The organism is Sinobaca sp. TMA16-18 (genome assembly GCF_059510535.1).
Genome location: NZ_JCAKFM010000001.1, coordinates 617,302 through 641,022 on the forward strand (window position 1 = coordinate 617,302; position 23,721 = coordinate 641,022).

The following is a 23,721-nucleotide window of genomic DNA, read 5'->3' on the forward strand; positions in this document are numbered from 1 at the left end:
TTTAATAAAAGGGACGATGTTTACCGCGGTACCACCCTTTTTTAAAAGCAAAGCTTTTCACTCAAACCGTTAACGGCGGCTGCCGTCTTTATCTGCTAAAGAAGCTCGGATAACGTAATTCGCTTTTTTATATGTACCGGCTTCCACCAGCCGCCGGTTCTCTGTGACAGGGATAAAAAAAGCTACTTCATTTCGTCTGCGCTGTTCTGTTATTTATGATAATCACTATTTAACATGGTTTTTCCGGCAATGTCAAGCTTCACTGCCGATTGTCCTTAGTTTAAATATGGGTCTTTTATATGCTATAATGAGCTAGAAATTTAGGGGGTCGCTGCATGAAAAATTTTTTATACAAAGCTAACAAACGAGTCGATTGGTTTAGAGGAAAACAGCTGGGAGAGGAATCCTACTCCCGTTCTAATATTATTATAAATATTGTTCTGGTTGCTGTTATTGTTTTTATTTCTTTTATCCTTTTTATCGGGTCGGTCGGCGCTGGTTTTTTTGTGTCGCTCGTAGATGATCAGGAAGCACTGAACGAAGAAGAAATGCGGGCAGAGATTTATGATTACGAACAGGCCAGTGATATGTATTTTGCCGGCGGTGAATCGTTGGGAAACGTCCCTGCAGATATTGAAAGACAGCAGGTGCCGCTTGAAGATATTTCCGACAATCTGGTCCATGCCATTATTGCTACAGAAGATGAAAACTTCTACGAACATGATGGTATCGTTCCTACTGCTTTGTTCCGGGCTACATACCAGGAGATGAGCAACGCAAGTGTCCAGACCGGAGGAAGTACACTAACCCAGCAGGTTATTAAAAATCAACTTTTAACAAATGAAGTAAGTTTCGAAAGAAAAGCTAAAGAGATTCTGCTGGCTCTTCGGCTGGAAGGCTACTTGAACAAAGATGAAATTCTGGAAGCCTATCTTAACCTTGTACCATTTGGCCGGAATGCCAACGGCTTAAATATTGCAGGCGCCCAGTCTGCTGCGGAAGGTGTATTCGGAGTAGACGCTTCCGAGCTTAATATCGCCCAGGCAGCTTTTATTGCCGGCATGCCTCAAAACCCTTATGGTTATACGCCCTTTGAAAATAATGGAACCGTAAAAGAAGAATTCGAAGCAGGACTTAACCGCAAAGACCGCGTATTAAATGACATGCATGACAAAGGCTATATTACAGAAGAAGAATACGAAGAAGCGATGGCCTATGACATCGAGGAAAATTTAGCAGAGCCGAGTGATACGGTTACAGATGAGTATCCTTATATCACGGGTGAAGTGCAGCGCGAAGCCTCTACTCTTCTTCGTGATCAAATGCTTGAAGAAGATGATGTAAACCTCAACGCAATGGATGAAGAAGAGCGTGAACAGACGCTTGAACAGTACACGACAGACGCCAGGGAAGACCTGGCAATCGGCGGGTACGACATTCATATTACAATTGACAAAAGTATCTATGACAACATGCAGGAATCCATTGAAAGCTCCACCTGGTTTGGTCCGGATCGTACCAATGGAGATATAACAGAGCAGGAAGAAGTCGGTGCGATGATGATTAATAACGAAACCGGAGCCATCATCAGTTTTGTCGGCGGCAGAGATTACGATACACAGAACTTAAATCACGCTACACAAACGTTCCGACAGAATGGCTCCACAATGAAACCGCTCCTTTCCTATGGACCTCTAATGGACGAAGGAGAACTGCATCCCGGTTCTACTGTAGCCGATGTGCCGACAGACTATACGACGGGAACAGAAATTAATAATGCCGGCAGCGGCTTTGAAGGATTTATTCCGGTACGGGAGGCGCTGCAGCGTTCTCAAAACATTCCTGCAGTAAGAAGCTTCTGGGAACTCGAGCAGGAAGAAGCTAAAGAACATTTAGAAAACCTCGGTTTCACGAGACTATCGGAGGAAGAACCTGTAGAATCAACCGCATTGGGCGGACTCGAGAACGGGGTAACTGTTTCGCAGAACACGAACGCTTTTTCTACATTTGCCAATGAAGGCCAGTACCATGAGAGCTATATGGTAGAACGCATTGAAAAGAAAAGCGATGGCGAAGTCGCCTACGAGCATGAAACAGAAGAAACCGAAATATTTTCCCCGCAGACAAGCTATTTAATGGTTGATATGCTTCGGGATGTTCTTGAGTCACCCGGAACAGCCGCCCAGCTTTCTTCTTACTTGGACGAAGAAGGCGACTGGGCCGGAAAAACAGGAACAACGTCTGATCAGGTAGATGCCTGGTTTGTAGGTATGAATCCTGAAGTCACTATGGGACTCTGGCTCGGTTATGATAACCGTGAACAGCAGAATCAGCTGGAAAACTCATACAACGGGTATTCCTACAGTGAGCGTACCCAGAATATTTGGGCTGATTTAATGAATGCCGCCACCGAGGCCAATCCGGATGCTGTTAATACGGACAGCACGTTTGAAGAGCCTGATGGCATTGTGGAACAGGAAATCTGCGGTTTATCCGGCCTGCTTGTCTCTCCTATGTGTGAAGAAGCCGGACTTGCTGTAACAGATCTAATGAATGAAGAGTTCGTGCCAACAGAAGAAGATGACAGCCTTCAGGAAGGCGAGCTCGTTGAAATTGATGAAAGCACCTATACTGCTTATGAAGAAACTCCTGACGATTTTACTTTATCGGGAATTATTCTGAATGAAGATTATTTCGATGACATTGATAATCCGGAAGAGTATTTTCCAGGAGACATTGGTGATGTTACTGTCGACCGGGATGCTCCCGATAACGAAAGAACCCCTGCTGCTGTTTCAGGCGTATCAAGCAGCGGCACTGAGCTTACATGGTCGGAACACACAGACGATGATATTGTCGGATACAGAGTATATGAAGGCAGCAGTGTAGAAGATACTATTGTAGGAAAAGACAACACCTCTGCCACACCTGGATCCGGCTCCTATACAGTCAGAGCTGTCGACACCCGTGGAAGAGAATCCTCCGATTCTGCAAGTGCAGGAATTTCTTCCGGCACAAATGGATCAGAGGATGACGATGATAACGGCGATGAGAGCGGCTCAGAAGACGCCAGCCAGGATAGCGAACCTTCTACCGGCACCACAGAGGAAGACCCGGAAAGCCAGGACGAATCGTCTGATGAGAGTTCAACGGAACCGGATGAAGACACTAACGGTTCCGATGAAGAACAGGACTCTCCGGCAGAAAGTTCAGATGAAACAAATCAGGAAGAAAACGGATCTTCAAATGGGGAGGATACCGGAAACGATGATTCTTCAAGCGAAGAAGAGAGTTCTTCCGACAACGGCGGCAGTGAGACAGAATCACCTTCAGATAACGGTGCATCTCCACCAGCGGATGGAGACACTTCTCCTGAGCCGGAGAGCCCCGCTGAACCAGAAGCCCCTGCTGAAGAAGAGGAAACGCCTCCTGCTGCACCTGAGTCCGAGGAAGAAACGCCTGTTGAAGAACCAGCTGAGCCGGAAACCAACGGTTCAAGCTCAGAAGAGGACGGTGCCTCCAGTCCAGAGGCCCCGCCTGAAAACAGCAGTGGCACCAATACTGAATCTGAAGAGGAAACAAGTTCTCAAGGCGGCGGCTCTACTCCTGTAAATCGGGAAGAGGATGAAGAAGCCGAAGAGGAAACGGAAGCCGAGCCTGAACCAGATTCAAGCCCGGAACCGGAAGATACTTCCGATGCGGAAGAAAGTTCGGAATCAGAGGACGGTCCGGAGTCGGAAGAAGAATAGCATCTATTTGATTACGTTTAACAGCCTTATTCCTAAACTGGAATAAGGCTGTTTTTTAATACGTTTGAACCCAGCATGACGCTGTACTCTATCTACAGCGTCTCATGAAAAGCGCGCCTGTAAACGAAAAAAGCCTCATTCCTGTGTGGAATGAGGCTTTTGATTATTTGCTTATTCTTCCATCGTAGAAAGATCGCCAGTTGGAAGATCGAGTTCCCATGCTTTAAGCACTCGTCTCATAATCTTACCACTTCTTGTTTTAGGAAGTTTGTCTCTGAATTCAATTTCCCGCGGTGCAGCGTGTGCAGCCAGTCCTTCTTTAACAAAGACTCTGATTTCTTCTTTTAGTTCATCTGTTACTTCATATCCATCACGGAGAGCAACAAATGCTTTAATAATTTCGCCTCTAACCGGATCCGGCTTGCCTATTACTCCAGCTTCAGCTACAGCAGGATGTTCCACCAGCTTGCTTTCTACTTCAAATGGACCGACACGTTCACCGGAAGTCATTATAACGTCATCGATTCTGCCCTGGAACCAGAAATAGCCGTCTTCATCCATATAAGCGGAATCACCTGAAATGTACCAGCCCGCCACTTCGAAATAGCTGTTAAACTTCTCTTCGTTATTCCAAACGGTTCTCATCATAGAAGGCCAGCCGCTTTCTATAGCCAGGTTACCCATTCTGTTTGCCGGAAGCTCTTCGCCCTGGTCATTAACAATAGCAGCTTTAACACCTGGAATCGGCTTGCCCATAGAGCCGGGCTTTATTTCCATCGATGGATAGTTACAGATCATCTGTGCACCTGTTTCTGTCATCCACCACGTATCATGAATGCGCAGGTTAAATACTTCTTCACCCCATCTTACTACTTCAGGGTTCAGCGGCTCCCCTACACTTAGGATGTGTCTTAGTTTGGAAAGGTCGTATTTTTTCACTACTTCGTCTCCGGCACTCATCAGCATTCTAAATGCTGTTGGGGCACTGTACCATACGGTGACTTTATAATCTTCCAATGTCTGATACCAGTCCTGGGGGCTGAAGCGTCCGCCACGTACTACGTTGGTTGCTCCTGCAAGCCATGGGCCAAAGATTCCGTAGGAAGTTCCTGTAACCCAGCCCGGATCGGCTGTGCACCAGTATACATCGTCATCCTTCAAGTCAAGTACCCACTTTGCTGTCTGATAATGCTGCAGCATAGCATTATGAACATGTAGTACGCCTTTTGGCTTGCCGGTGGACCCGGACGTGTAATGAAGAATCATTCCATCTTCTTTATCCATCCATTCCGGCTCAAACTCTTCGCTCGCCGCTTCCATTCTGGAATTAAAGTTCAAATACGGTCCTTCTTCTTTTACGTCTTCACCGTAAATAAATACCGTATCAAGCGCAGGCAGGTCATCTACCGGCACTCTCTCTAATAAAGTTGGTGTCGTAAGAAGGCCTTTTGCACTGCTGTCTTCCAGGCGGTCTCTTACCGCACCTTCCATGAAGGCTTCAAATAGCGGACCTACAATGGCTCCTGCTTTAATAGCCCCAAGGATAGCAAAGTACAGTTCAGGAGATCTTGGCATAAAAATAAATAAGCGATCTCCTTTTTCAATACCTGCATCTTTTATCATATTGGCTGCTTTATTTGTATGCTTTTTCATTTGTTCAAATGTATATTGTTCGTCCCGCTGTGCATCACTATAATACAGCGCTACTTGGTCTTTCTTTTCAGGCATATCGGCATAACGATCAATCGCTTCATGAGCCAGGTTTATTTTCCCTGTTTCATACCAGGAAAATTCTTTTTCGATATCCTCCCATTTAAATGTCTTAGCTGTATCTTCATAACTCTTTAAATTGTGATCTCCGTCTCTTGGAGGAAGCGCTTTCAGTTGCATTAATGATCGACCCCTTCTGCTAAATGATATGTGTTCTATTACACATTATAATATAATATGAATATTTCTTCAATTTATAATCTGCTGAATTCAGGCTTATTACCGGTGACTATTAGTTACTGTAGGGATTCTCCCGAAGAAATTCCCTTAAATCCCCAATATTTTTTTCAGGTGTTGTATAATAAAAGTAATTCTATCATTAGTTCATTATATGCTAAAAGGTGGTACTTGGATGAACCATAAGAAGAAATACTATTCAAAGGAACTGGAATTCAATGGCAGGACACTGCTGATTGAAGGTCCAATATCCGGAAAAAAAATTCATGATTACGAACTGCACGAAGGACTTGTCGCATTCCGTTCCCCTTCCGAACAAAAGAAAGCGCTTATTAGTATTGCCGATCTTCCCGAAGGTCGTATTAATGTTGTCGTTGATGACAACACAATAGTCGGCTATGTCACGTTTGTCTACCCGGATCCGCTGGAACGCTGGTCTGAGGCAGAAATGGAAGAACTGCTGGAATTAGGAGCTATTGAAGTAGCTAAAGAGTACCGCGGTGCGAAACTTGGCTCCAATCTGCTCACTTTTTCCATGCTTGATGATGCTGTGGAGGACTTTATCATTATTACAACAGAATATTATTGGCACTGGGATTTAAAAGGAAGCGGATTGAGCATTTGGGATTATAGAAAAGTAATGGAAAAAATGATGAATGCCGGCGGGCTCGAATGGATGGCAACAGATGACCCGGAGATAAGCTCCCACCCGGCCAACTGCCTGATGGTGCGCGTTGGTAAAAGAGTGTCGCAGTCTTCGATGCAGAAATTCGACGCCATCCGGTTTACGAACCGCTTTATGTATTAATTGTACAAAGGAGGATATATCTATGCTCGTTGAAGAAATTATGAAAACAGACATGATAAAAATAAAGAAAGAAACCACCATCCAGGATGCAATGGATCTTCTTCAGAAAAACCGCATCCGCCATATTCCTGTCGTTGATGAAAATATGTTGATTGTCGGTATTGTATCCGACCGGGATATAAGAGATGCAAGTCCATCCGTTTTCCAGCTGGACGCTTTAAAAGAAGAACTGAACCGTCCTGTTTCGGATATTATGAAATACCCTGTCATTACAGCCCACCCTCTGGACTTTGTAGAAGAAACAGCCGTCGTATTATTTGAAAACGACATCAGTGCCCTGCCTGTCGCAGTTGACGATAAACTGGTCGGCATGCTGACAGAAACAAATGTACTCCATACGATTGTAAAGCTTACAGGAGCTCATCAGCCCTCTTCCCAGATTGAAGTGGTTGTCCCCAATATTTATGGGCATCTGGCAGATTTATCAGCTTTATTTAAACAACATAAGATTAATATAACCAGTGTGCTCGTATATCCCAGTGATGATCTTACCCACAAAGTGCTTACCTTCCGGGTGCAGACGATGGATCCAAGGCCGATCATGAGTATGATCGAAGAAGCGGGCTACCACGTGAAACGACCGCACTTCCCGGGGATAGAGTAATGAATAAAGATGCTGTTTTTGTCTATTCAGAAGACCAGATGCAGTATAAGTTTAATGACGACCATCCTTTTAACCATCTGCGTCTTCGTTTAACTTATGATCTTCTGCTTGCCTTGAACGTTATTCAGGAGGAAGACATTCTTACTCCCCGCATGGCAACAGATGAAGAAATTAAACTTTTTCATGATGACGCTTACATTGAAGCTGTCCAGGCAGCCGGCAAAGGAACATTAAGCGAAGGTGTGGCTGCCAACTACGGAATTGGCACAGAGGATACACCCATTTTCAAAAATATGCATGAAGCATCCGCTCTGCTTGTAGGAGGCACCCTAACAGCTGTAGATGCTGTTATGCAGAATAAAGCCCAGCACGCCCTGCATCTGGGCGGCGGCCTTCACCACGGTTTTCGCGGCCGCGCTTCCGGCTTTTGTATTTATAATGACAGCGCCATTGCGATTGAGTACATGCGCAGGCATTACGGGGCCCGGGTTCTTTATATTGATACCGACGCCCACCACGGCGATGGAGTGCAATGGGCGTTTTACGATACGCCCGATGCCTGTACTCTTTCTATTCATGAAACAGGCAGGTACTTATTCCCCGGCACAGGCAGTGTCAATGAAAAAGGCCAGGGCCAGGGGTTTGGGTTTTCTATCAATATCCCTGTAGATGCTTTTACAGAAGATGATTCCTTTATTTCCTGTTACGAAACGGCGATTGAGGAAGCAGCTGCTTTTTTTAAGCCTGATGTTATTCTCACTCAGAATGGCGCAGACGCCCATTACTACGACCCTTTAACCCACTTGTCTTCTACTATCAAAACGTTTGAAATGATACCACGTCTGGCTCATAAGCTTGCCCATAAGTACTGCGGGGGCAAATGGATTGCTGTCGGCGGCGGCGGTTATGATATCTGGAGGGTCGTCCCGCGGGCATGGTCTATGCTGTGGCTGGAAATGACAAACCGCCAGGATCTTTTGAAGCATCCGATTCCGCCAAAATGGATAGAGACGTGGCAGGAAAAATCACCACACCCTTTACCGGATAAATGGACCGATCCTGAAGATATGTACGAACATATCCCACGCCAGGCAGAGATAACCGGAAAAAATGAAAAAACATTGGAAAAATCGCTTTACTATATTCGAAACGAACAGAAAACAAAGAAAAAATAAATTTTGTTTTTTCCACTATACCCAGTAATAAGCATACAAAAAGCTGCGGCTCTTTATAAAGAGCCGCAGCTTTTTGTACGTGGTTTCTTTTATTTCAATGTGCTGGAATTTCTGTATTCCAATCTATGCGGAAGCACGACTACTTTTTCATCCACTTCTTCTTTGTTCATGTACTTTGTCAAAAGCCGCATGGATACAGCTCCAATATCATACATAGGCTGTACTACTGTAGTCAGCGTCGGCCTTACCATTGTGGCAAGTCTCGTATTATCAAAACCAATCACTTCTACCTCGTCCGGTACTTTTTTGCCCTGGTCCTGCAGACCGTGAATAACTCCTAAAGCCATTTCATCGGTTCCTGCAAAAATAGCGGTTGGCGGATTGTCGACCTTCATAAGAGTATCCGCTGCCTGAATGCCTGAATCATAGGTGTAATCCCCGATAGCTACGAGGGAGTCATCGAAGTTCATGCTCTTTTCTGTATAGGCTTTCTTGTAGCCGCTGAATTTCTGAAATCCGTTCACTGGATCTTCAAGCGAACCGGATACCATACCTACACGACTGTGTCCAGCTTCTATAAGCTCTGTCACTGCATCAAACGAAGCCTGCTGGTAGTCTATGTTCACTGAAGGCAGTTCGCCGTCCTGGTCTACTGTAGCAGCCAGTACTACCGGTACAGGAGAACGCTTGAACTGTGTGACGTGTTCTTCTGTAATTTCGCCGCCCATAAATAAAATACCATCCACCTGTTTTTCCAACAGCGTATTGATCAGGCTGATCTCTTTATCTTTGTTCTGGTCCGAGTTGCACAAAATAATATTGTACTTGTACATCGTCGCAATATCTTCAATACCCCGGGCCAGTTCAGCGAAAAAGATATTGGAAATGTCAGGGATAATAACCCCTACTGTCGTCGTCTTTTTGCTGGCAAGTCCTCTTGCTACAGCATTAGGGCGGTAGCCAAGTCTTTCAATGGCATCCAGCACTTTTTTTCTTGTTGCCGGCTTTACGTTCGGGTTTCCGTTTACTACACGGGATACCGTAGCCATCGATACCCCAGCTTCTCTTGCCACATCATAAATAGTTGTATTCAATGAAAGGCCTCCTTTTTTTATTCTTTACTTTCGTACATTTATTGCTATCATATTATAACTTAAGGAGGTTCTGCAATTCCTTTAAGCCGTATTCTTGTGTATTTTATGAAAATTTATTAATTTTTTCATAAAATATTTCCTATCTGATCTTATTCTATTTTCTTCAGCATAGCAAATAATAAAGCGTTTTATCCACACAAAAAAACAAAAGAGGCGAGAATCGAACCAGGTCGATTACTCTCCTCTTTTTATCTTTTGTACTATTTTAATATTTGTAAAGTCCTGAGTCACGAAGGGATGTCAGGAAATCCTGGAACTGCGGAATGTTCATCTGCTGAGCAGAATCGGAAAGCGCTACGGCCGGATCCGGATGAACTTCTGCCATAACAGCGTCTGCTCCGATTGCAAGTGCTGCTTTCGCTGTTGGAAGAAGCAGATCTCTTCTGCCTGTAGAATGCGTTACATCAACGAGTACCGGAAGGTGTGTTTCCTGCTTTAAGATCGGCACTGCTGAAATATCGAGAGTGTTACGTGTTGCTTTTTCATACGTACGGATACCGCGCTCACAAAGCATAATATTCGAATTACCTTTAGAGATAATGTATTCTGCGGCATTAACGAATTCATCAATAGTAGCCGACAGTCCTCTTTTCAGCAGGACAGGCTTATCTACTCCGCCCACTTCTTTTAAGAGTTCAAAGTTCTGCATGTTTCTTGCACCAATTTGAATCACATCAATATACTCTGTAGCCATTTGAACATCTTTTGGGCTTACAATTTCACTGATTACGACCATATCCAGCTCATCAGCTACTCTTTTTAAGATTTCAAGACCTTCTTTACCAAGTCCCTGGAAGTCATAAGGGGACGTTCTTGGTTTAAACGCTCCGCCTCTGAGAAGCTTCAGTCCCTGTGCTTTCATTGCTTTTGCTACTTCGTATACCTGCTCGTAGCTTTCTACTGAACACGGTCCGAGGATCAGGCGCTGATTGCCGTCTCCAACCATTTCTCCTTTTAGGTCAACAATCGTATCTTCCTGCTTCTTTTTACGTGACACAAGAAGCGTTTTGCGATTGTCATCTTCCTGAATTTCCAGGCTCGCTTTGAAGATCTGCTTGAACAGGTGCTGAACCGTTGAAGTCTCAAAAGGACCTTTGTTGTTTTCAGCAATTAAATCCAGCATATTTCTTTCTCTTACCGGATCAAATCTTTTCTGCCCTGCTGTATTTTTCACCTGGCCGATTTCTTTAGCCAAAGTAGCTCTTTCATTAATCAAATCCAGGATTTGAAGGTTTACTTTATCCAGTTCGTCTCTTAGTGCATCCAGTTGTTCGTTACTCATAACATGCTCCACTCCCTAGTCTTTTCTGCTTTTTATGATTATATTGCTATTATAAACGAAGTTTATTACTATGTCAGCCTTTTTTTCTTTATTAATTAGACGCTTTTAAGCACTAAAGCGTTTTATGCCTTATTAACAGACTTGCTATCCTATCTATTTTTAATTTTTTTGTTTCTTTTCCATAAAAAAACCCGCATTTCTCAATGCGGGCTGTTACCTTTAATTTGAAGGTTTGTTATTATTCAGGTCGGATTGAAGCTTTTCGACTTCTGATTTAATTTTCGAAGACTGCTCGCTGTCTGCATGTTCGAGTTCTTCTGTTAGCTCATCAGCAAGTTCATCCGCCGTTTTCTCTGTATCCTGTTTTACGTTGCCTGCGGCATCCGCTGCAGCTGTTTTTACTTTGTCATAAAACTCATTTGAGTTTTCACTTACGCTTTTAGCGATAGTGGATGACTTTTCTTTAGCTGTAGACGCCCACTGCGACCCTTTATCGTAAGCAGTAGTAGTGAAGTCTGACGTTTTGGATGAAGCTGACTTCGTGCTGTCTGTAATATCTGTGCGAAGCTCGCTGCCCGACTTAGGCGCAAGAAGCAATGCCGCGCAGGCGCCTGCAATGCCGCCGATAAGCGTTCCAATTAAAAAGTCTTTTGAATTAGTATCTGCCATGTTGTTCATCCCCCAGTCGTCGTATTAGTATTTTGAGCTTCTGCCTCGGGACGCGGCTGTCTCGCCTGCCATCTCGTGTACAAATCAATCGCAGCGTTACCCCACTGCATTGCGCGGGCCACTTGTTCGGATTGCTGCTTGGACTGCAGTGTAACAGTGTCGGACATTTCTTTAAAAGTATAATTTATAGATTGCACCGAATCTCCTACATCTTTTAATGATTCAAACAGTCCATTTAAAGATTGAGACTTTTTCTGCACATCGTCTACAATGATTGTAGATTTCTGTACAAGATGTTCCGACTCTGTGGTTATGCCTTCTACTTGTTTCTCCACACGGTCCAGCGTACCTGCTACATTTTTCATGGTGCTTGAAGCAGCTTTTAGTGTCTGGACAATGAATATAACAAGCACAGCAAACGCGATAGCAACGATTAATGCGCTTATGTAGAGTAAGATTTCCATAAACGTACTGCACCTCCTTCTTTACCTACTTTTAATACCACTCTTGGTTAAAACTGAAACATTAATATTATCTTTCTTTCTCTATTGTAACTAAATTTTCTTATAAGAAAAGAAGGTTTTCCCATTTTTTATCAAGACGGGCTTTAATTTTCATATTTTCACTTAAAAAAGGCACCTGCCTCGCAGCAGGTGCCTGATCTTTATTCTGAAACGTTTGCTACGTTCTCATAGGCCTTTTGAAACTTTTGAATATCCCCGGCCCCCATAAATAAAATAACACCATCCTTATGTTTGGAAAGCTGATCCATATCTTCTTCGGAAATCAGAGAGGCATCCGGAATTTTATTCTGAAGGTCTTCGATTGTTAATTCTGTATCCTGCTCACGGGCAGAGCCAAAAATGCTGCAAAGATAAACATGATCTGCCTGTTTCAGGCATTCTGCAAAATCATCAAGAAATGCCTGAGTTCTTGAAAAGGTGTGGGGCTGGAAAACGGCAATGACTTCTCTGTTGCTGTACTTCTGTCTGGCTGATTCAATTGTCGCTTTAATTTCAGTTGGATGATGCGCATAGTCGTCAATGAGTATTTGGCTGTCGACTTTTTTCTCTGAAAACCGGCGCTTTACGCCGCCAAAGCTTTCCAGCTGCTTTTTTATAAGTTCAGCAGGCATTTCCTCATAGTGACAGAGTGCAATGACTCCAAGCGCATTAAGCACGTTATGACGGCCGAAACCAGGGATAGAGAATGTGCCGTAGCGGTCTCCTCTAATGTGAACGTCAAATGAAGTGCCTGCTTCGCTCGTCTGAATGTTGTCTGCATTAAAGTCATACTTGCCGTCAATGCCATAGTACATAATCGGTACAGAGGCATGCAGGCTCTGCAGATGTTCATCATCTCCACAGGCTACAATACCTTTTTTCACGCCTTGAGCCATTTCCTGGAAAGCATCTACTACATCGTCTACGTCTTTAAAGTAATCGGGATGGTCAAAATCAATATTTGTCATAATCGCATAATCCGGCTGGTATTCAAGAAAATGACGGCGGTACTCACAGGCTTCAAAAGCAAAAAAAGCACTGTTTTCTTCCCCTTTTCCGGTTCCATCTCCTATAAGATAGGAAGTCGGCTTATACGCTCTAAGCACGTGAGCGAGAAGTCCGGTCGTTGACGTCTTGCCATGTGAACCCGCTACCGCGATAGATGTAAAACGGTTTGCAAATTCTCCAAGAAATACGGGATATTCCATAACGGTCATACCCAATTCTTTTGCCCGTTTTACTTCTTCATGATTTTCTCCGTAAGCCGCAGAAGAGATAAGTACCTGTCCTTTTTTAATATTCTCTTCCTGGAAAGGATAAATAGGAATGCCTCTTTCTTCGAGAGGAAGCTGGGTAAAGAAAGGCTTTTCTACATCGGAGCCTTGTACTGGTATCTTCATATCATGCAGGATTTGTGCCAGGGCACTCATTCCTGATCCTTTAATTCCAATTAGGTGGTGCGTATTCATGTTAAATACCTCCAGTATTCATCCTGCTGTAGGGCAGAGACCTTTAAATCGAGTATTGGACAAACACTTCATCATTATAGCAGATAGGTCTCCTTCATCCAATAAATGTCCTTATAATCCTGCTAATGACCTAGAACATGTCTGTACCATATAATACCATGATCTTTTGCAAAAAGTCTCTTGAATTCCGCAGAAGACCGGCCGCTTTTTTCTCCGGTCCAAAAATACTCTGCTTCTGTTTCGTTCAAAGAAAGAGACGCCGGTGTATGGATGGTATATGTTTTGCCACGGTATGTAATCGCTCGAATCAGCACTATTGGACCGGGCAGGGGCTTTTCTTTTTCATACGAAAAAAGATGCACCGCTGACGTGGACGAACTTTCGAGAAAAAAGCGTCCTTCGATAACTGCTTCGCGCCGTGCATCTATTGTAAACGGCTCCAGAGCTGATACCATAATCAATGCAGCAAGCTGCCGCTGGGTAGAGGAAAGCGAAGCCGCCTCTGCTTTGATAAATTGGTCAAACAGCCGGGAACCCGCTACGCTTTTATAGTCATATTTCATCCAGTCCAAAAAAAATATATTCCACGATCCCTGTTCCAAAAAAGCAGTTGGACAACCGGTCCACTCTTCAAATAAATGTTTTGCCCTTACTTTTTCCCGAAGGTTAATATGCGAGTCGGTCCATAAAGAGAACTGTCTCTGCATGGACAAAAGCGCTTCATCAGCTTCCGCCTGCTGCTGTTTTTTGTACGCTTGAAAGTCAGGAATTTCATCTGACATGAGACACCCCTGCTTTTCTAATTAATTTTTTCCAATCGTGGATTCGGACGGTGCTTCCTGCCTGATTTTGCTTCATGTTCTCCGTTTAAAAGCACGTTGTCTCCCGTAAAGCCGATGTGAATCTTAAGAAGGCTTCCGCCGACACCGTACATATCAATAGGAACCTGCTGATCTTCGTACATAGCAATCCGGTCCACCGTGAAGCCACCGCTCGCGACAATTTTCACATGTTGAAAACCTTCCGCATCTAACGCTTCACGCAGGGCAAATATAAGTTCCGGATTAACACCACGGGGATCAAAGGCACCCATCACTTCCGGATTTCTGCAGAAATACTGATCGACCACTCCATTGGATGTATCCACACGTACACCTTTTAAGTCTTCTCCGAACTCCCGCGCTACTTTTAAGGCATCAGTAATAACATCATTATTGTAATCCACCAGTGCCATCAATTCGTCCTCCGGGTATGTTTCCTTATATGCCCGGGTTGCAGCTACAAGATCTCCACGGAACAGCTGAATTAACGCGTGGGGCATGGTTCCCATTCCTTTTTTCCCCCACCATTCGCTCATCGCATGTGTCGCCTGGGCGGTCGAACCGCCGATATGTGCTGAATAGCCGTCCCCTGCCTGCTGTGTAAAATGATCATCACGATCCCCCATAAAAATAACAGGTTTTTGAGAGCCCGAACGCCTGGCTGCTTTTACGACATCGTATACGTTTGTAGCAACAGAGGTTCTTCTGGCAAAAATACCATCGATAACCCCTTCTAAAAAGCCAAAATTCTGATAAGGCCCGGTAACGGAGAGCACTGTCTCATAAGGAACAATTTTGTCTCCATCTTTCAAAGACATAATCTCCAGGCTTTCCGGATCTTCAGCAAACGTTTTTATCAAAGCGATCACTTCATCTGTGCCGCAGAGGACAGCATTTTCTTTTTGGAAAAACTGGGTAGTAACAATATCACTGCTTTTATATTTTTTAGCAATTTCTCTTGTTTTTAAAAAATAAACAGCAGAAAACCATCCTTCGCCCACCCGCTCATCAAATTTGAATGTCTTATTTGTTAAACGGCTTATCTCTCCGCGCATCTTATATTCTATTTCTTTTGGCATAAACAGACTCCTTGTATACTGGACCTTTATAGTAGCTTCCGGGCCGTATCATTATTTAATGGATAATCTCAAAATGAAGTCCGCGCATGAGGCCGCGGACTTCATTTGATTTATAGGCAGCATGCTGAATATGGCTCCCGCCTAAATCATATTTTTTTAGTGAATCAAGGCGGTTTTTCCTTGTTCCATAATTATTGCTTCTACTATTTCCTGCGCATCTTCTGCTTTTACGCTGCCAAATCCATACTGCAGCACAATCGAAATATTTTTTTCGTAATCTGTTAACAAAGCCAAAACCTCCGGATAAACAAACTCCAAAAGAATATCGAGCTGAATCTGTTCCATAAGAGCTCCCTCCCTGGTTGTAAGAAATCAGCTTGCCTGGAAAGCATGGTTCTGCCTGTTTGTTTGAAGCCTTAGGAAAATGGTTGTTACATTTGTTACCTCTTATCATATAGAACCTTAAAGTAATTGACAAGACTTTGTATTCAAAAGGAAAGATCCGGAGCGGACGCCCGGTTTAGGACTGGCTCATATTTTCCAGTTCTCTCGGTGACACAAGTACTTTTCTTGGCTTGCTTCCCATTGCTTCCGATACAAGGCCTTTTGCTTCCATCAAATCAATCAGCTTGGCAGCCCGGTTATAGCCGATCGAGAACTTTCTTTGCAGCAGGGAAGAAGAAGCACCGCGGTGTTCGCTCACAAACAAGCACGCCTCTTCAAACAAATCATCCTGGACTTCCACGGTTTCTGTCTGCTTAATAAGTTCCTCTTGTTCGATAAAATAATCCGGACTGCTTTGATTTTTCACAAAGTCTGTAACGGCTTCAATCTCTTCATCTGTCACAAAGGTGCCCTGAACCCGTATCGGCTTTGGTGCGCCGTTTGGATAAAATAACATATCCCCTTTACCGATAAGCCTTTCTGCGCCACCCATATCCAGAATCGTACGGGAATCAATCTGGGAAGACACAGCAAACGCTGTTCTGGAAGGAATATTGGATTTAATCAATCCGGTAATAACGTCTACAGAAGGACGCTGGGTGGCAAGAAGCAGATGAATCCCGCATGCTCTCGCTTTCTGGGCGATGCGGCAGACAGAGTCTTCGACTTCCTGAGGAGACACCATCATCAAGTCAGCCAGTTCATCAATGACAATAACAATGTATGGCATTTTAGAAGCATAGTTTCCCTGCCTTACCATCTTTTCATTATACTTTTTGCTGTCTCTTACTCCCTCATGCGCCAGTTTTCTGTAGCGGTCTTCCATTTCCTGTACCGCCCATTTCAACCCGGCTGTTGCTTCTTTTGCATCATGAATAACCGGCGTCACTAAATGAGGAATATCTTTATAAGCAGCAAGCTCTACCATTTTGGGATCGATCAGCATCAGCTTTAAATCTTCAGGTGATGATTTATAAAGCAGGCTTATTAATATGGAGTTAATGCAGACACTTTTACCGGACCCCGTCGCTCCCGCAATCAGGCCGTGCGGCATTGTCTGCAGATCTGCCGTTATTGGAGCGCCTGATATATCAAGTCCAAGTGCCACAGTTAATGGTGAGGCACTGCGGATAAATACGTCCCGCCGCAGAATTTCCCTTAAAAACACAGGCTGGCTTACTGCGTTGGGTACTTCAATACCAATAGCATTCTTTCCCGGGATCGGCGCTTCCATGCGAAGGTCTTTCGCAGCCATGGCGAGTTTAATATCATCAGTCAGGTTGGTTATTTTGTTGACTTTCACTCCCGGTGCAGGCTGCACCTCAAACCTTGTCACAGAAGGACCTTTTGTCACTTCAGATACAACTGCTTTTACGTTGAAATTGCGGAGGGCCGCTTCGAGCTGCTCCTGCTGCGCTGCCAGTGATGCCTCATCGTCGCTGGTCGCACGGGGCGGGGGATTTAATAAAGAAAGCGATGGATAGATGTATCCACCTTTGTTTTTTCTGCCTGCAGGCTGGGGGCTTAAACGCCGTTTTGCGGGCATCAGCACGTTATACGGGTTTTTCTCCTGTTTTTCCAGTTTTTTTTTCGCTTCTTCGTGTTCCTGCTTTTCTTGTCTTCCGGTTTCTTCAAAAGAAAGAGTCCGCACTTTGGATTCTTCTTTTCTGCCGGTTTGTTCGTTCACTTCTTCTTTTACTTCAATTACCGGAGCCCGCCTGGCTTCTATCTTTCGTCTTTCGTTCGGCTTTGGTACTTCTATTTTTTCACCGGCGGGGGGTTCGGAAGACAGCTCTTCTGGTTCCTCCGGATAAAGATAAGCTTTTTTTTTAAGCTCATTTTCTTCAAAATCAGGCGGGGTTTCCATCTGTTCCTGAAGATTTTCCAATGTATGATCCTGACTGGCTTCCGGCTCGTATTCTTCTTTATGTTCCGGCTTTTTCTTTAACGAATCGCGGTGAAGCGGGAAATTTTCATAACCGAATACAGGAGAAGGAATGTGACGGGCTTTAAAGTCCCTTCCCTGGAAGTATCCTGACTCTATTTTCTCGGAAGCCGCCGGTTCTTTAACCGCTTCCACCCGCTTTTCCGGACGTTTTGGCTTCTGATAGGGCTCTGCCGGACGCTTTTCCGTCCTTTGAGAAGGACGCTTTTCCATTTTCGGCACAAACGCCGGACGGTCTTTATTGTTCCGCTCAAAAGCAGGAATGTCATATACGTTCTGCCTGCGCTGTCTCGGGCCCTCATTCATTTCCTGGGGTCCCGGCTCCTGCGGTTCGCTTTCTGCATCTGATTCATCCAGAGCTAAAGGGAAACGAAACTGTCCCTTCTGCGGGTAGTGATGGAGCACCCGCTGTTCTTTTTCTTCTCTTTTAAATGGTTCTATCGGTTCAGCGTGTTTTGTTTTTTTATCTGTCATATTTATAGGAGTTGAAGGAGGCTGCTTTGTGCGGGCTTCCTGGGTAGGTTCACTTTTAGGTTTTTCCTTTTTTTCTTCAATATATTCATTTTCATCTTCGCCAAGAAAAAATGATTGAATGGACTGCATCCATCTTTGAAATGATCCGGCCATTTATATCTCACTCCTGTCAATGTTAAGCTTAAGTATCAGCCGTTCTTTCTCTATTGTAAAGGAGCAGGAAAAAATCCACTAGCCCCGCTAGTGGATTTATTCATTATTTTTCACTTTTTTTTGCATGATATTGAGATAAAAAGTCTTCTCCGGTTACATATTTGTCGTCGAGTATATAAATTCCCTCATTTTGGAGGCGGGACGGCAGAACAAGTTCTTTGGCAGAACAGATCATTCCATTGGACGCGACACCGCGGAGTTTTGATTTTTTTATTTTCATTCCTGTCGGCATATAGGCGCCGGGAAGAGCAACAGGTACCTTCTGTCCCTCTTCTATATTAGAGGCCCCGCAGACAATCTGCGTTGTGCCGCTGCCTATATTCACCTGGCAGACATTCAGCTTGTCCGCATCCGGATGCTTTTCAATCTCCTCGAGATAGCCTACGACAAAAGAAGGTTCCTCCGGTACGGCTGCAGTTTCTTTGATGCCATTTTCATCAAGCGCTTTTTGAATTAACGCGATCAATTCGGCATCTACTGCAAGCATGCCTTCTCCATGAATCGTACCGTACGATGACGCGGAAAAAATCGTATACCCGGTCGTTTCCTTCGTTTGTTCATGATACAGCCTTGCTGCGCTGCCATGTACTTCTGTTTTTCTTTTTTCTTTAGCAATTTCTTTTAAAGAGACCAGTAGTGTGTCTCCTATACCCTGCTTGTTATAAAAAACGTTCATGATTATAAGCTCTCCTTTTTCTGCACATTCGTTCCATATTGTATCACAGCTCCACTGAAAGGTAAGCCTCTAATTACGGCCGGGCTTCTTTTTTGCCAAAATAAAAACAGGCTCCAGCTTTCCGGCAGCGTAGGTAAACGAAAGCGCCGTTATCGGCACTTTGCCGTCGTGGAAAAAACGGAATACAATCTGGCCGAGCACGTCAAATCCCTGTTCGTTTTGAATATCCGCAAATATCAGGCTGTCCTGATGCGGAACAGCTACAGCAAGCTCTCCGGATGTTTTTGCATCCATTTCTTCGAGAAATTTTTCGTTTAATATTCGGCTTGCATCGTATCCGTCTTTTGCGTTAACGAAATAAAAGGTGTTTCCTGCAACGGTTTCCGTTTTGTAGGATACGTCAAGAGCGCGCAGGTTAAACAGCGCTGCTTCTTTGATCGCCTGTTCTGACAATCCTTCTGCCGCCAGCGCTTCTTTATCAAGCAGTGTATAGGCTTCTCCCATATCCAAAGCGTAATATACCCTGGTTTCTGCAGTGTGCTCGGATGTTAACAGCTCCTGTCCGGTACCTTTTTCCATTGGAAAAGACGTGGAGCGGATAACTGGATAAATATAAGACTCGCGGCCTTTGATTTTAATATCTTTTTCCATGGCCTCTAAAGAAACGGCAATAAAGCGCACCGCATCTTCCACCGATGTTTCCGCTTTTTCTCCATGTTTAGCGAGCCATTTGTTAAGGTCCAGCTCCACCCCTTTTTTTATCGTCGTATGATCTACGCGAAGGGTCGTCGTTTCTTCATCATAAGACATAACTCGGTTTTTTCCGGCCAGCTCTTTTTCAAGTATTGCTTTCAATTCATTAATTTCCATATTAACGGCCTCCTTGACCTTATTACATACAAACGGCGCTTCACAGAACCTGCTGTTGAGAGCGCCGTTTATCCTATTGGTTATTTTACGCTTTTTCTTTTAATGATTCATCCAGAAAGTGCTTGATTTCTTCCGGTGTTTTCCGGTCCCTGCTTACAAACCGGTGTAATTCCTGTCCTTTTGAAAATGTTAAAAAGCTTGGAATGCCCATAACGCCCTGCTCCTGGCAGATTTCAATAAGTTCATCCCGGTCTGCATGGTAAAAAGTAAACGAAGAATATTCTTTTTCAATAACAGGCAGTTCCGGTTCAATGACACGACAGTCCGGGCACCATCCGGCTGAGAACATAATAACTGCAGCCTCATCCTGAATTGCGTTATTCCATTCATCTCTGGTTTGTATATTTTCCATATGCTCCAGCACTCCTTTTATCCTTGATCTATTTTCATATCCCCTAGTTTAATCCAATTTCTTTTTCTCATCCACTCAGAGAGGCTGAGACTGACTACCGCCGGTCCTGCGATCTGCAGAAGAAAAATGAGACCAACGATTCCCCACGTCCAGCCCATGCTCTCCAGCGTCATAATCGGGCCGACCAGGCCGCTTGTGCCCATCCCGGCTCCGGCTGCATTGTTCTCCATTAAAAACACCATGGTCGACAAAGGGGCAAATACCGCTCCGGCTACTGTAGGCGGAATAAGTATTAATGGGTTTTTAATAATATTGGGTACCTGCAGCATAGACGTACCGATTCCAAGAGCCGCCAGGCCGCTTACGCCATTTTCCCTGTAGCTGCTTACTGCAAACCCTGCCATCTGTGCGGCACATCCAACGGTGGCGGCTCCTGCGGCTACGCCTTCCAGACCGAGCATAATAGCTATCGCCGCACTGGAAATAGGCGCTGTAAGCGCAAGTCCCATTAATACAGCTACTAATATACCCATTATAAACGGCTGCTGGGCTGTTGCCCACATAATCAACTCGCCGAAAGAAACAAGCGCATTCTGCAGGATCGGTCCAATAAACGATGCGACGGTGAATCCGGAGGCAATAGTTACAAATGGCGTTACAATGATATCGAGCTTTGTTTCTTTAGAAACAAGCTTTCCAATTTCTATAGACAGCAGTGCGGCAATAAAGGCTCCAGCCGGGCCGCCAAGCTCTGCCCCGGCCGCTCCTGTTACTACTGCCGAAAACAAAACGAGCGGCGGCGCTTTTAAACCGTAAGCGATCGCTGCACCTATAGCCGGACCCATCAGGCCCATCGCGAGAGTTCCCATTTCTATAAAAAACGTCCAATTTAACTGCTCGCCGACCGTTTGAATAATTAAACCAATAATGAGGGAAGAAAATAACCCTAAAGCCATGTAGCTCAGTGCCGTAACTCCGTATGTCTTTACAGATATATTTACACCCTTACGCAAAAAAAAGGACTTCATTCAAGAGCCTCCTGTCGTTTACTTTTCTTCAACCTCTTTATTATAATAATCCATCCACAGGATTACAAGCAGGTTTTATATAATGGCAAAAAGGCTATGAATAGGAAGAGACAGAAGGAGGAATTATTTTATGACACTAAACGTATATCTGGCCGGACAGATTCATGACAACTGGAGAGAATCTTTTCGAAAGCAGGCAGAAGAAAAGAGCCTGCCGCTTACATTCTCCGGCCCGATGGAAGACCACCACCGCTCTGATAATATCGGAGAAGAAATATTAGGAAAACAAGCAGATTCAATAGCAAAAGACGAAGCTGCTTCCAGTTTTAACAACCTGCGGACTCAGGTGCTGATGCAGAAAGCCGATGTAGTCGTAGCCCTCTTTGGAGAGCAGTACAAGCAGTGGAATACCGCTATGGATGCAAGCGCCGCCCTGACGCTCCAGAAGCCGCTGATTATTATTCGGCCGAAAGAGCTGCACCACCCCGTGAAAGAATTAGCCAATAAAGCGAATGCTGTCGTGGAGACCCCGGAACAGGCACTGCAGGCATTGGCTTACATTTTCGATTAATTGATGAAAAGAACGCTTCCCCGCATGAAGGGAAGCGTTCTTTTTTCACTGTCGATGGTATTGTCTTTGGCCTTCGAGCAGTTGAACGATGTGGGAAAACATAGACGTTCTTGAAATCAGTCCGTTCGTAAACACGCCGACAGCCCCTTCTTTATGGCTGACCCCGCTGCGGCCGGTGTATGCGTCCATGATATCTTTAAGCTCTCTGCCTTCTTGAAAAGAAGCATAAAAAGAATCAGGCAGAGCCAGTCTGGCACCAGAGGCTGTATATATTTGACTGCCGTCGGCAAGAGCACCCCAGCTGCACAAATACAATGTGCTCTCTACGAGCATTATTCCGCCCTCCAGGCCAATTCCAAGGCTGTCCTTACCCGAGCAGGATTCGGCCCGTTCTATCGCTCCCTGCCTTGTTTCCCGGTCGCTCATCGGCTGTCCGCTGATCGTTCCCTCTACTGCTCTCCCTATTACGCTGAAAGAATCGGAATACACAGAACGAACAGCATTAATCTTTGTCTCATTTAGAGAGCCGACTGTAATGAATGAAACCAAGCTCATGTTATGCCTGGTTCCTGATCGTATCCAGCGTGGACTGATCGGTATTCTGAACCAGTTTTACAATCAGTTCCTTCGCCGCTGCATAATCGTCTACGTGCATAATCGACGCTGCGGTATGGATGTACCGCGAGCATACCCCGATCACTGCGGAGGGAACGCCCTCGTTTGATGTATGAACACGTCCAGCGTCCGTTCCTCCCTGAGACATGAAAAACTGGTAAGGAATATTATTTGATTCTGCGGTATCTAATACAAAGTCACGCATGCCGCGGTGCGTAATCATCGTCCGGTCAAACAAACGCAGCAGGGCTCCTTGCCCCAGGTGGCCAAACGCATCTTTTCCTCCGGTGGCATCGTTGGCCGGACTGGCATCCAATGCATAAAACACATCTGGTTTGATCATCTGCGATGCGGATGCCGCTCCGCGCAGCCCCACTTCCTCCTGAACTGTAGCCCCGGAATACAACCGGTTAGGCAGTTCCGTATGCTGCAGTTCTTTTAATAAATCAATAGATAATCCCACTCCGTAGCGGTTATCCCATGCTTTTGCCATGATTTTTTTCGGATTGGCCATAGGCGTAAACGGACAGATTGGAAGAATCGGCTGGCCCGGGCGGATGCCGATCTGCTCCGCATCTTCTTTATCATCTGCTCCAATATCTATGTACATGCTCTTTAAAGGCATCGGTTTGGAGCGCTGGGATTCTTCCAGCAGATGAGGAGGCGTAGAGCCGATGACTCCGGTGACCGGACCGTTTTCTGTCAAAACCTGCACGCGCTGCGCCAGAAGCACCTGACTCCACCAGCCTCCCAGCGTTTGAAAACGAATCATTCCTTTCTCGTTTACAGACTTTACCATAAAACCTACTTCATCCATATGACCGGCGACCATTACCTTGGGTCCGTCCGGATTTCCTGTTTTCACGCCGAAGACGCTGCCCAGGTTATCCTGGATAACTTCCTCGCTGTATTTGGCAAGTTCTGTCTTCATATAGTCTCTGACCTGGTGTTCGAATCCCGGAGCTCCCGGCAGTTCGGTCAGTGTTTTAAACATATCCATAGTTTCCTGATTCATGATGTACTCCTTTCGTGACTCAAACAATTTAATTTTATTTTACCGAAGGTTTAACTTTTTATCTACCTTGGGAATATATAGACATTGGAAAAAATCATTCCATACGATATAATAAGTGGAAACGAGAAGAGGAAAGGC

General features: G+C 44.8%; 21 protein-coding genes and 1 other annotated feature. Of the genes, 5 read left to right on the top strand and 16 right to left on the bottom strand.

Going from position 1 to position 23,721, the window contains the following annotated elements; all coding sequences use genetic code 11:
* Positions 1-6 precede the first annotated feature (6 nt).
* Positions 7-208: a binding site (T-box leader), on the bottom strand.
* A gap of 127 nt (positions 209-335) precedes the next feature.
* Complete coding sequence (locus AC5W14_RS03140) at positions 336-3,749, top strand: transglycosylase domain-containing protein (RefSeq protein ID WP_496193649.1); 3,414 nt, start codon at positions 336-338, stop codon at positions 3,747-3,749.
* A 171-nt stretch (positions 3,750-3,920) separates the two neighbouring features.
* Here AC5W14_RS03140 and acsA read toward each other — a convergent pair whose 3' ends face one another.
* The gene (gene acsA, locus AC5W14_RS03145; RefSeq protein ID WP_496059063.1) at positions 3,921-5,639 is read right to left on the bottom strand and encodes an acetate--CoA ligase; all 1,719 of its coding nucleotides are present in this window, start codon (positions 5,637-5,639) and stop codon (positions 3,921-3,923) included.
* A 232-nt stretch (positions 5,640-5,871) separates the two neighbouring features.
* Here acsA and AC5W14_RS03150 point away from each other — a divergent pair, with 232 nt between their 5' ends.
* Genes AC5W14_RS03150 through AC5W14_RS03160 form a run of 3 tightly spaced genes read left to right on the top strand, consistent with a single transcriptional unit; the run spans position 5,872 to position 8,343 of the window.
* Positions 5,872-6,504, top strand: a complete 633-nt coding sequence (locus AC5W14_RS03150) for a GNAT family N-acetyltransferase (RefSeq protein ID WP_496059062.1) — start codon at positions 5,872-5,874, stop codon at positions 6,502-6,504.
* A gap of 22 nt (positions 6,505-6,526) precedes the next feature.
* The gene (locus AC5W14_RS03155) at positions 6,527-7,168 is read left to right on the top strand and encodes an acetoin utilization AcuB family protein (RefSeq protein ID WP_496059061.1); all 642 of its coding nucleotides are present in this window, start codon (positions 6,527-6,529) and stop codon (positions 7,166-7,168) included.
* Positions 7,168-8,343 carry an acetoin utilization protein AcuC gene (locus tag AC5W14_RS03160; RefSeq protein ID WP_496059060.1) on the top strand — a complete coding sequence of 392 codons (1,176 nt, stop codon included), beginning with the start codon at positions 7,168-7,170 and terminating at the stop codon, positions 8,341-8,343. Before AC5W14_RS03155 ends, AC5W14_RS03160 begins: the two co-directional genes overlap by 1 nt.
* A gap of 89 nt (positions 8,344-8,432) precedes the next feature.
* Here AC5W14_RS03160 and ccpA read toward each other — a convergent pair whose 3' ends face one another.
* The 13 genes from ccpA to AC5W14_RS03225 all read right to left on the bottom strand — a co-directional run bounded on the left by ccpA (position 8,433) and on the right by AC5W14_RS03225 (position 21,382).
* Positions 8,433-9,437 (bottom strand): catabolite control protein A, encoded by a 1,005-nt coding sequence (gene ccpA / locus AC5W14_RS03165; RefSeq protein WP_496059059.1) that lies wholly within the window; start codon positions 9,435-9,437, stop codon positions 8,433-8,435.
* A gap of 265 nt (positions 9,438-9,702) precedes the next feature.
* On the bottom strand, positions 9,703-10,779 hold the full coding sequence (locus AC5W14_RS03170) for a bifunctional 3-deoxy-7-phosphoheptulonate synthase/chorismate mutase (RefSeq protein ID WP_496059058.1): 1,077 nt from the start codon (positions 10,777-10,779) through the stop codon (positions 9,703-9,705).
* A 219-nt stretch (positions 10,780-10,998) separates the two neighbouring features.
* Positions 10,999-11,448, bottom strand: a complete 450-nt coding sequence (locus tag AC5W14_RS03175; protein ID WP_496059057.1) for a YtxH domain-containing protein — start codon at positions 11,446-11,448, stop codon at positions 10,999-11,001.
* Between the two features lie 5 nt (positions 11,449-11,453).
* Entirely contained in the window at positions 11,454-11,912 is a 459-nt protein-coding gene (locus AC5W14_RS03180; RefSeq protein ID WP_496059056.1) for a DUF948 domain-containing protein, read from the bottom strand.
* Between the two features lie 200 nt (positions 11,913-12,112).
* Positions 12,113-13,420, bottom strand: coding sequence for a UDP-N-acetylmuramate--L-alanine ligase (gene murC, locus AC5W14_RS03185; protein ID WP_496059055.1), 1,308 nt, complete (start codon positions 13,418-13,420; stop codon positions 12,113-12,115).
* 122 nt (positions 13,421-13,542) lie between these two features.
* Positions 13,543-14,202 (bottom strand): hypothetical protein, encoded by a 660-nt coding sequence (locus tag AC5W14_RS03190; protein ID WP_496059054.1) that lies wholly within the window; start codon positions 14,200-14,202, stop codon positions 13,543-13,545.
* Positions 14,203-14,219: 17 nt separating this feature from the next.
* The gene (locus AC5W14_RS03195) at positions 14,220-15,320 is read right to left on the bottom strand and encodes a nicotinate phosphoribosyltransferase (RefSeq protein ID WP_496193650.1); all 1,101 of its coding nucleotides are present in this window, start codon (positions 15,318-15,320) and stop codon (positions 14,220-14,222) included.
* A 156-nt stretch (positions 15,321-15,476) separates the two neighbouring features.
* Positions 15,477-15,665 (bottom strand): hypothetical protein, encoded by a 189-nt coding sequence (locus AC5W14_RS03200; RefSeq protein WP_496059052.1) that lies wholly within the window; start codon positions 15,663-15,665, stop codon positions 15,477-15,479.
* A 175-nt stretch (positions 15,666-15,840) separates the two neighbouring features.
* Positions 15,841-18,336, bottom strand: a complete 2,496-nt coding sequence (locus AC5W14_RS03205) for a DNA translocase FtsK (protein ID WP_496193651.1) — start codon at positions 18,334-18,336, stop codon at positions 15,841-15,843.
* A gap of 103 nt (positions 18,337-18,439) precedes the next feature.
* Entirely contained in the window at positions 18,440-19,072 is a 633-nt protein-coding gene (ytpR, locus tag AC5W14_RS03210) for a YtpR family tRNA-binding protein (protein ID WP_496193652.1), read from the bottom strand.
* 69 nt (positions 19,073-19,141) lie between these two features.
* Positions 19,142-19,942 (bottom strand): DUF1444 family protein, encoded by an 801-nt coding sequence (locus tag AC5W14_RS03215; protein ID WP_496059049.1) that lies wholly within the window; start codon positions 19,940-19,942, stop codon positions 19,142-19,144.
* Between the two features lie 85 nt (positions 19,943-20,027).
* The gene (locus AC5W14_RS03220; RefSeq protein WP_496059048.1) at positions 20,028-20,354 is read right to left on the bottom strand and encodes a thioredoxin family protein; all 327 of its coding nucleotides are present in this window, start codon (positions 20,352-20,354) and stop codon (positions 20,028-20,030) included.
* A gap of 17 nt (positions 20,355-20,371) precedes the next feature.
* The gene (locus AC5W14_RS03225; RefSeq protein WP_496193653.1) at positions 20,372-21,382 is read right to left on the bottom strand and encodes a PTS sugar transporter subunit IIC; all 1,011 of its coding nucleotides are present in this window, start codon (positions 21,380-21,382) and stop codon (positions 20,372-20,374) included.
* A gap of 130 nt (positions 21,383-21,512) precedes the next feature.
* Between AC5W14_RS03225 and AC5W14_RS03230 the strand changes: the two genes are divergently transcribed.
* Positions 21,513-21,953 (top strand): YtoQ family protein, encoded by a 441-nt coding sequence (locus tag AC5W14_RS03230; protein WP_496193654.1) that lies wholly within the window; start codon positions 21,513-21,515, stop codon positions 21,951-21,953.
* A 45-nt stretch (positions 21,954-21,998) separates the two neighbouring features.
* Here AC5W14_RS03230 and AC5W14_RS03235 read toward each other — a convergent pair whose 3' ends face one another.
* Together AC5W14_RS03235 and AC5W14_RS03240 are read right to left on the bottom strand one after the other, a co-directional pair.
* The gene (locus tag AC5W14_RS03235) at positions 21,999-22,508 is read right to left on the bottom strand and encodes a DUF84 family protein (RefSeq protein WP_496193655.1); all 510 of its coding nucleotides are present in this window, start codon (positions 22,506-22,508) and stop codon (positions 21,999-22,001) included.
* Position 22,509: 1 nt separating this feature from the next.
* Complete coding sequence (locus AC5W14_RS03240; protein WP_496193656.1) at positions 22,510-23,583, bottom strand: M42 family metallopeptidase; 1,074 nt, start codon at positions 23,581-23,583, stop codon at positions 22,510-22,512.
* Positions 23,584-23,721 lie beyond the last annotated feature (138 nt).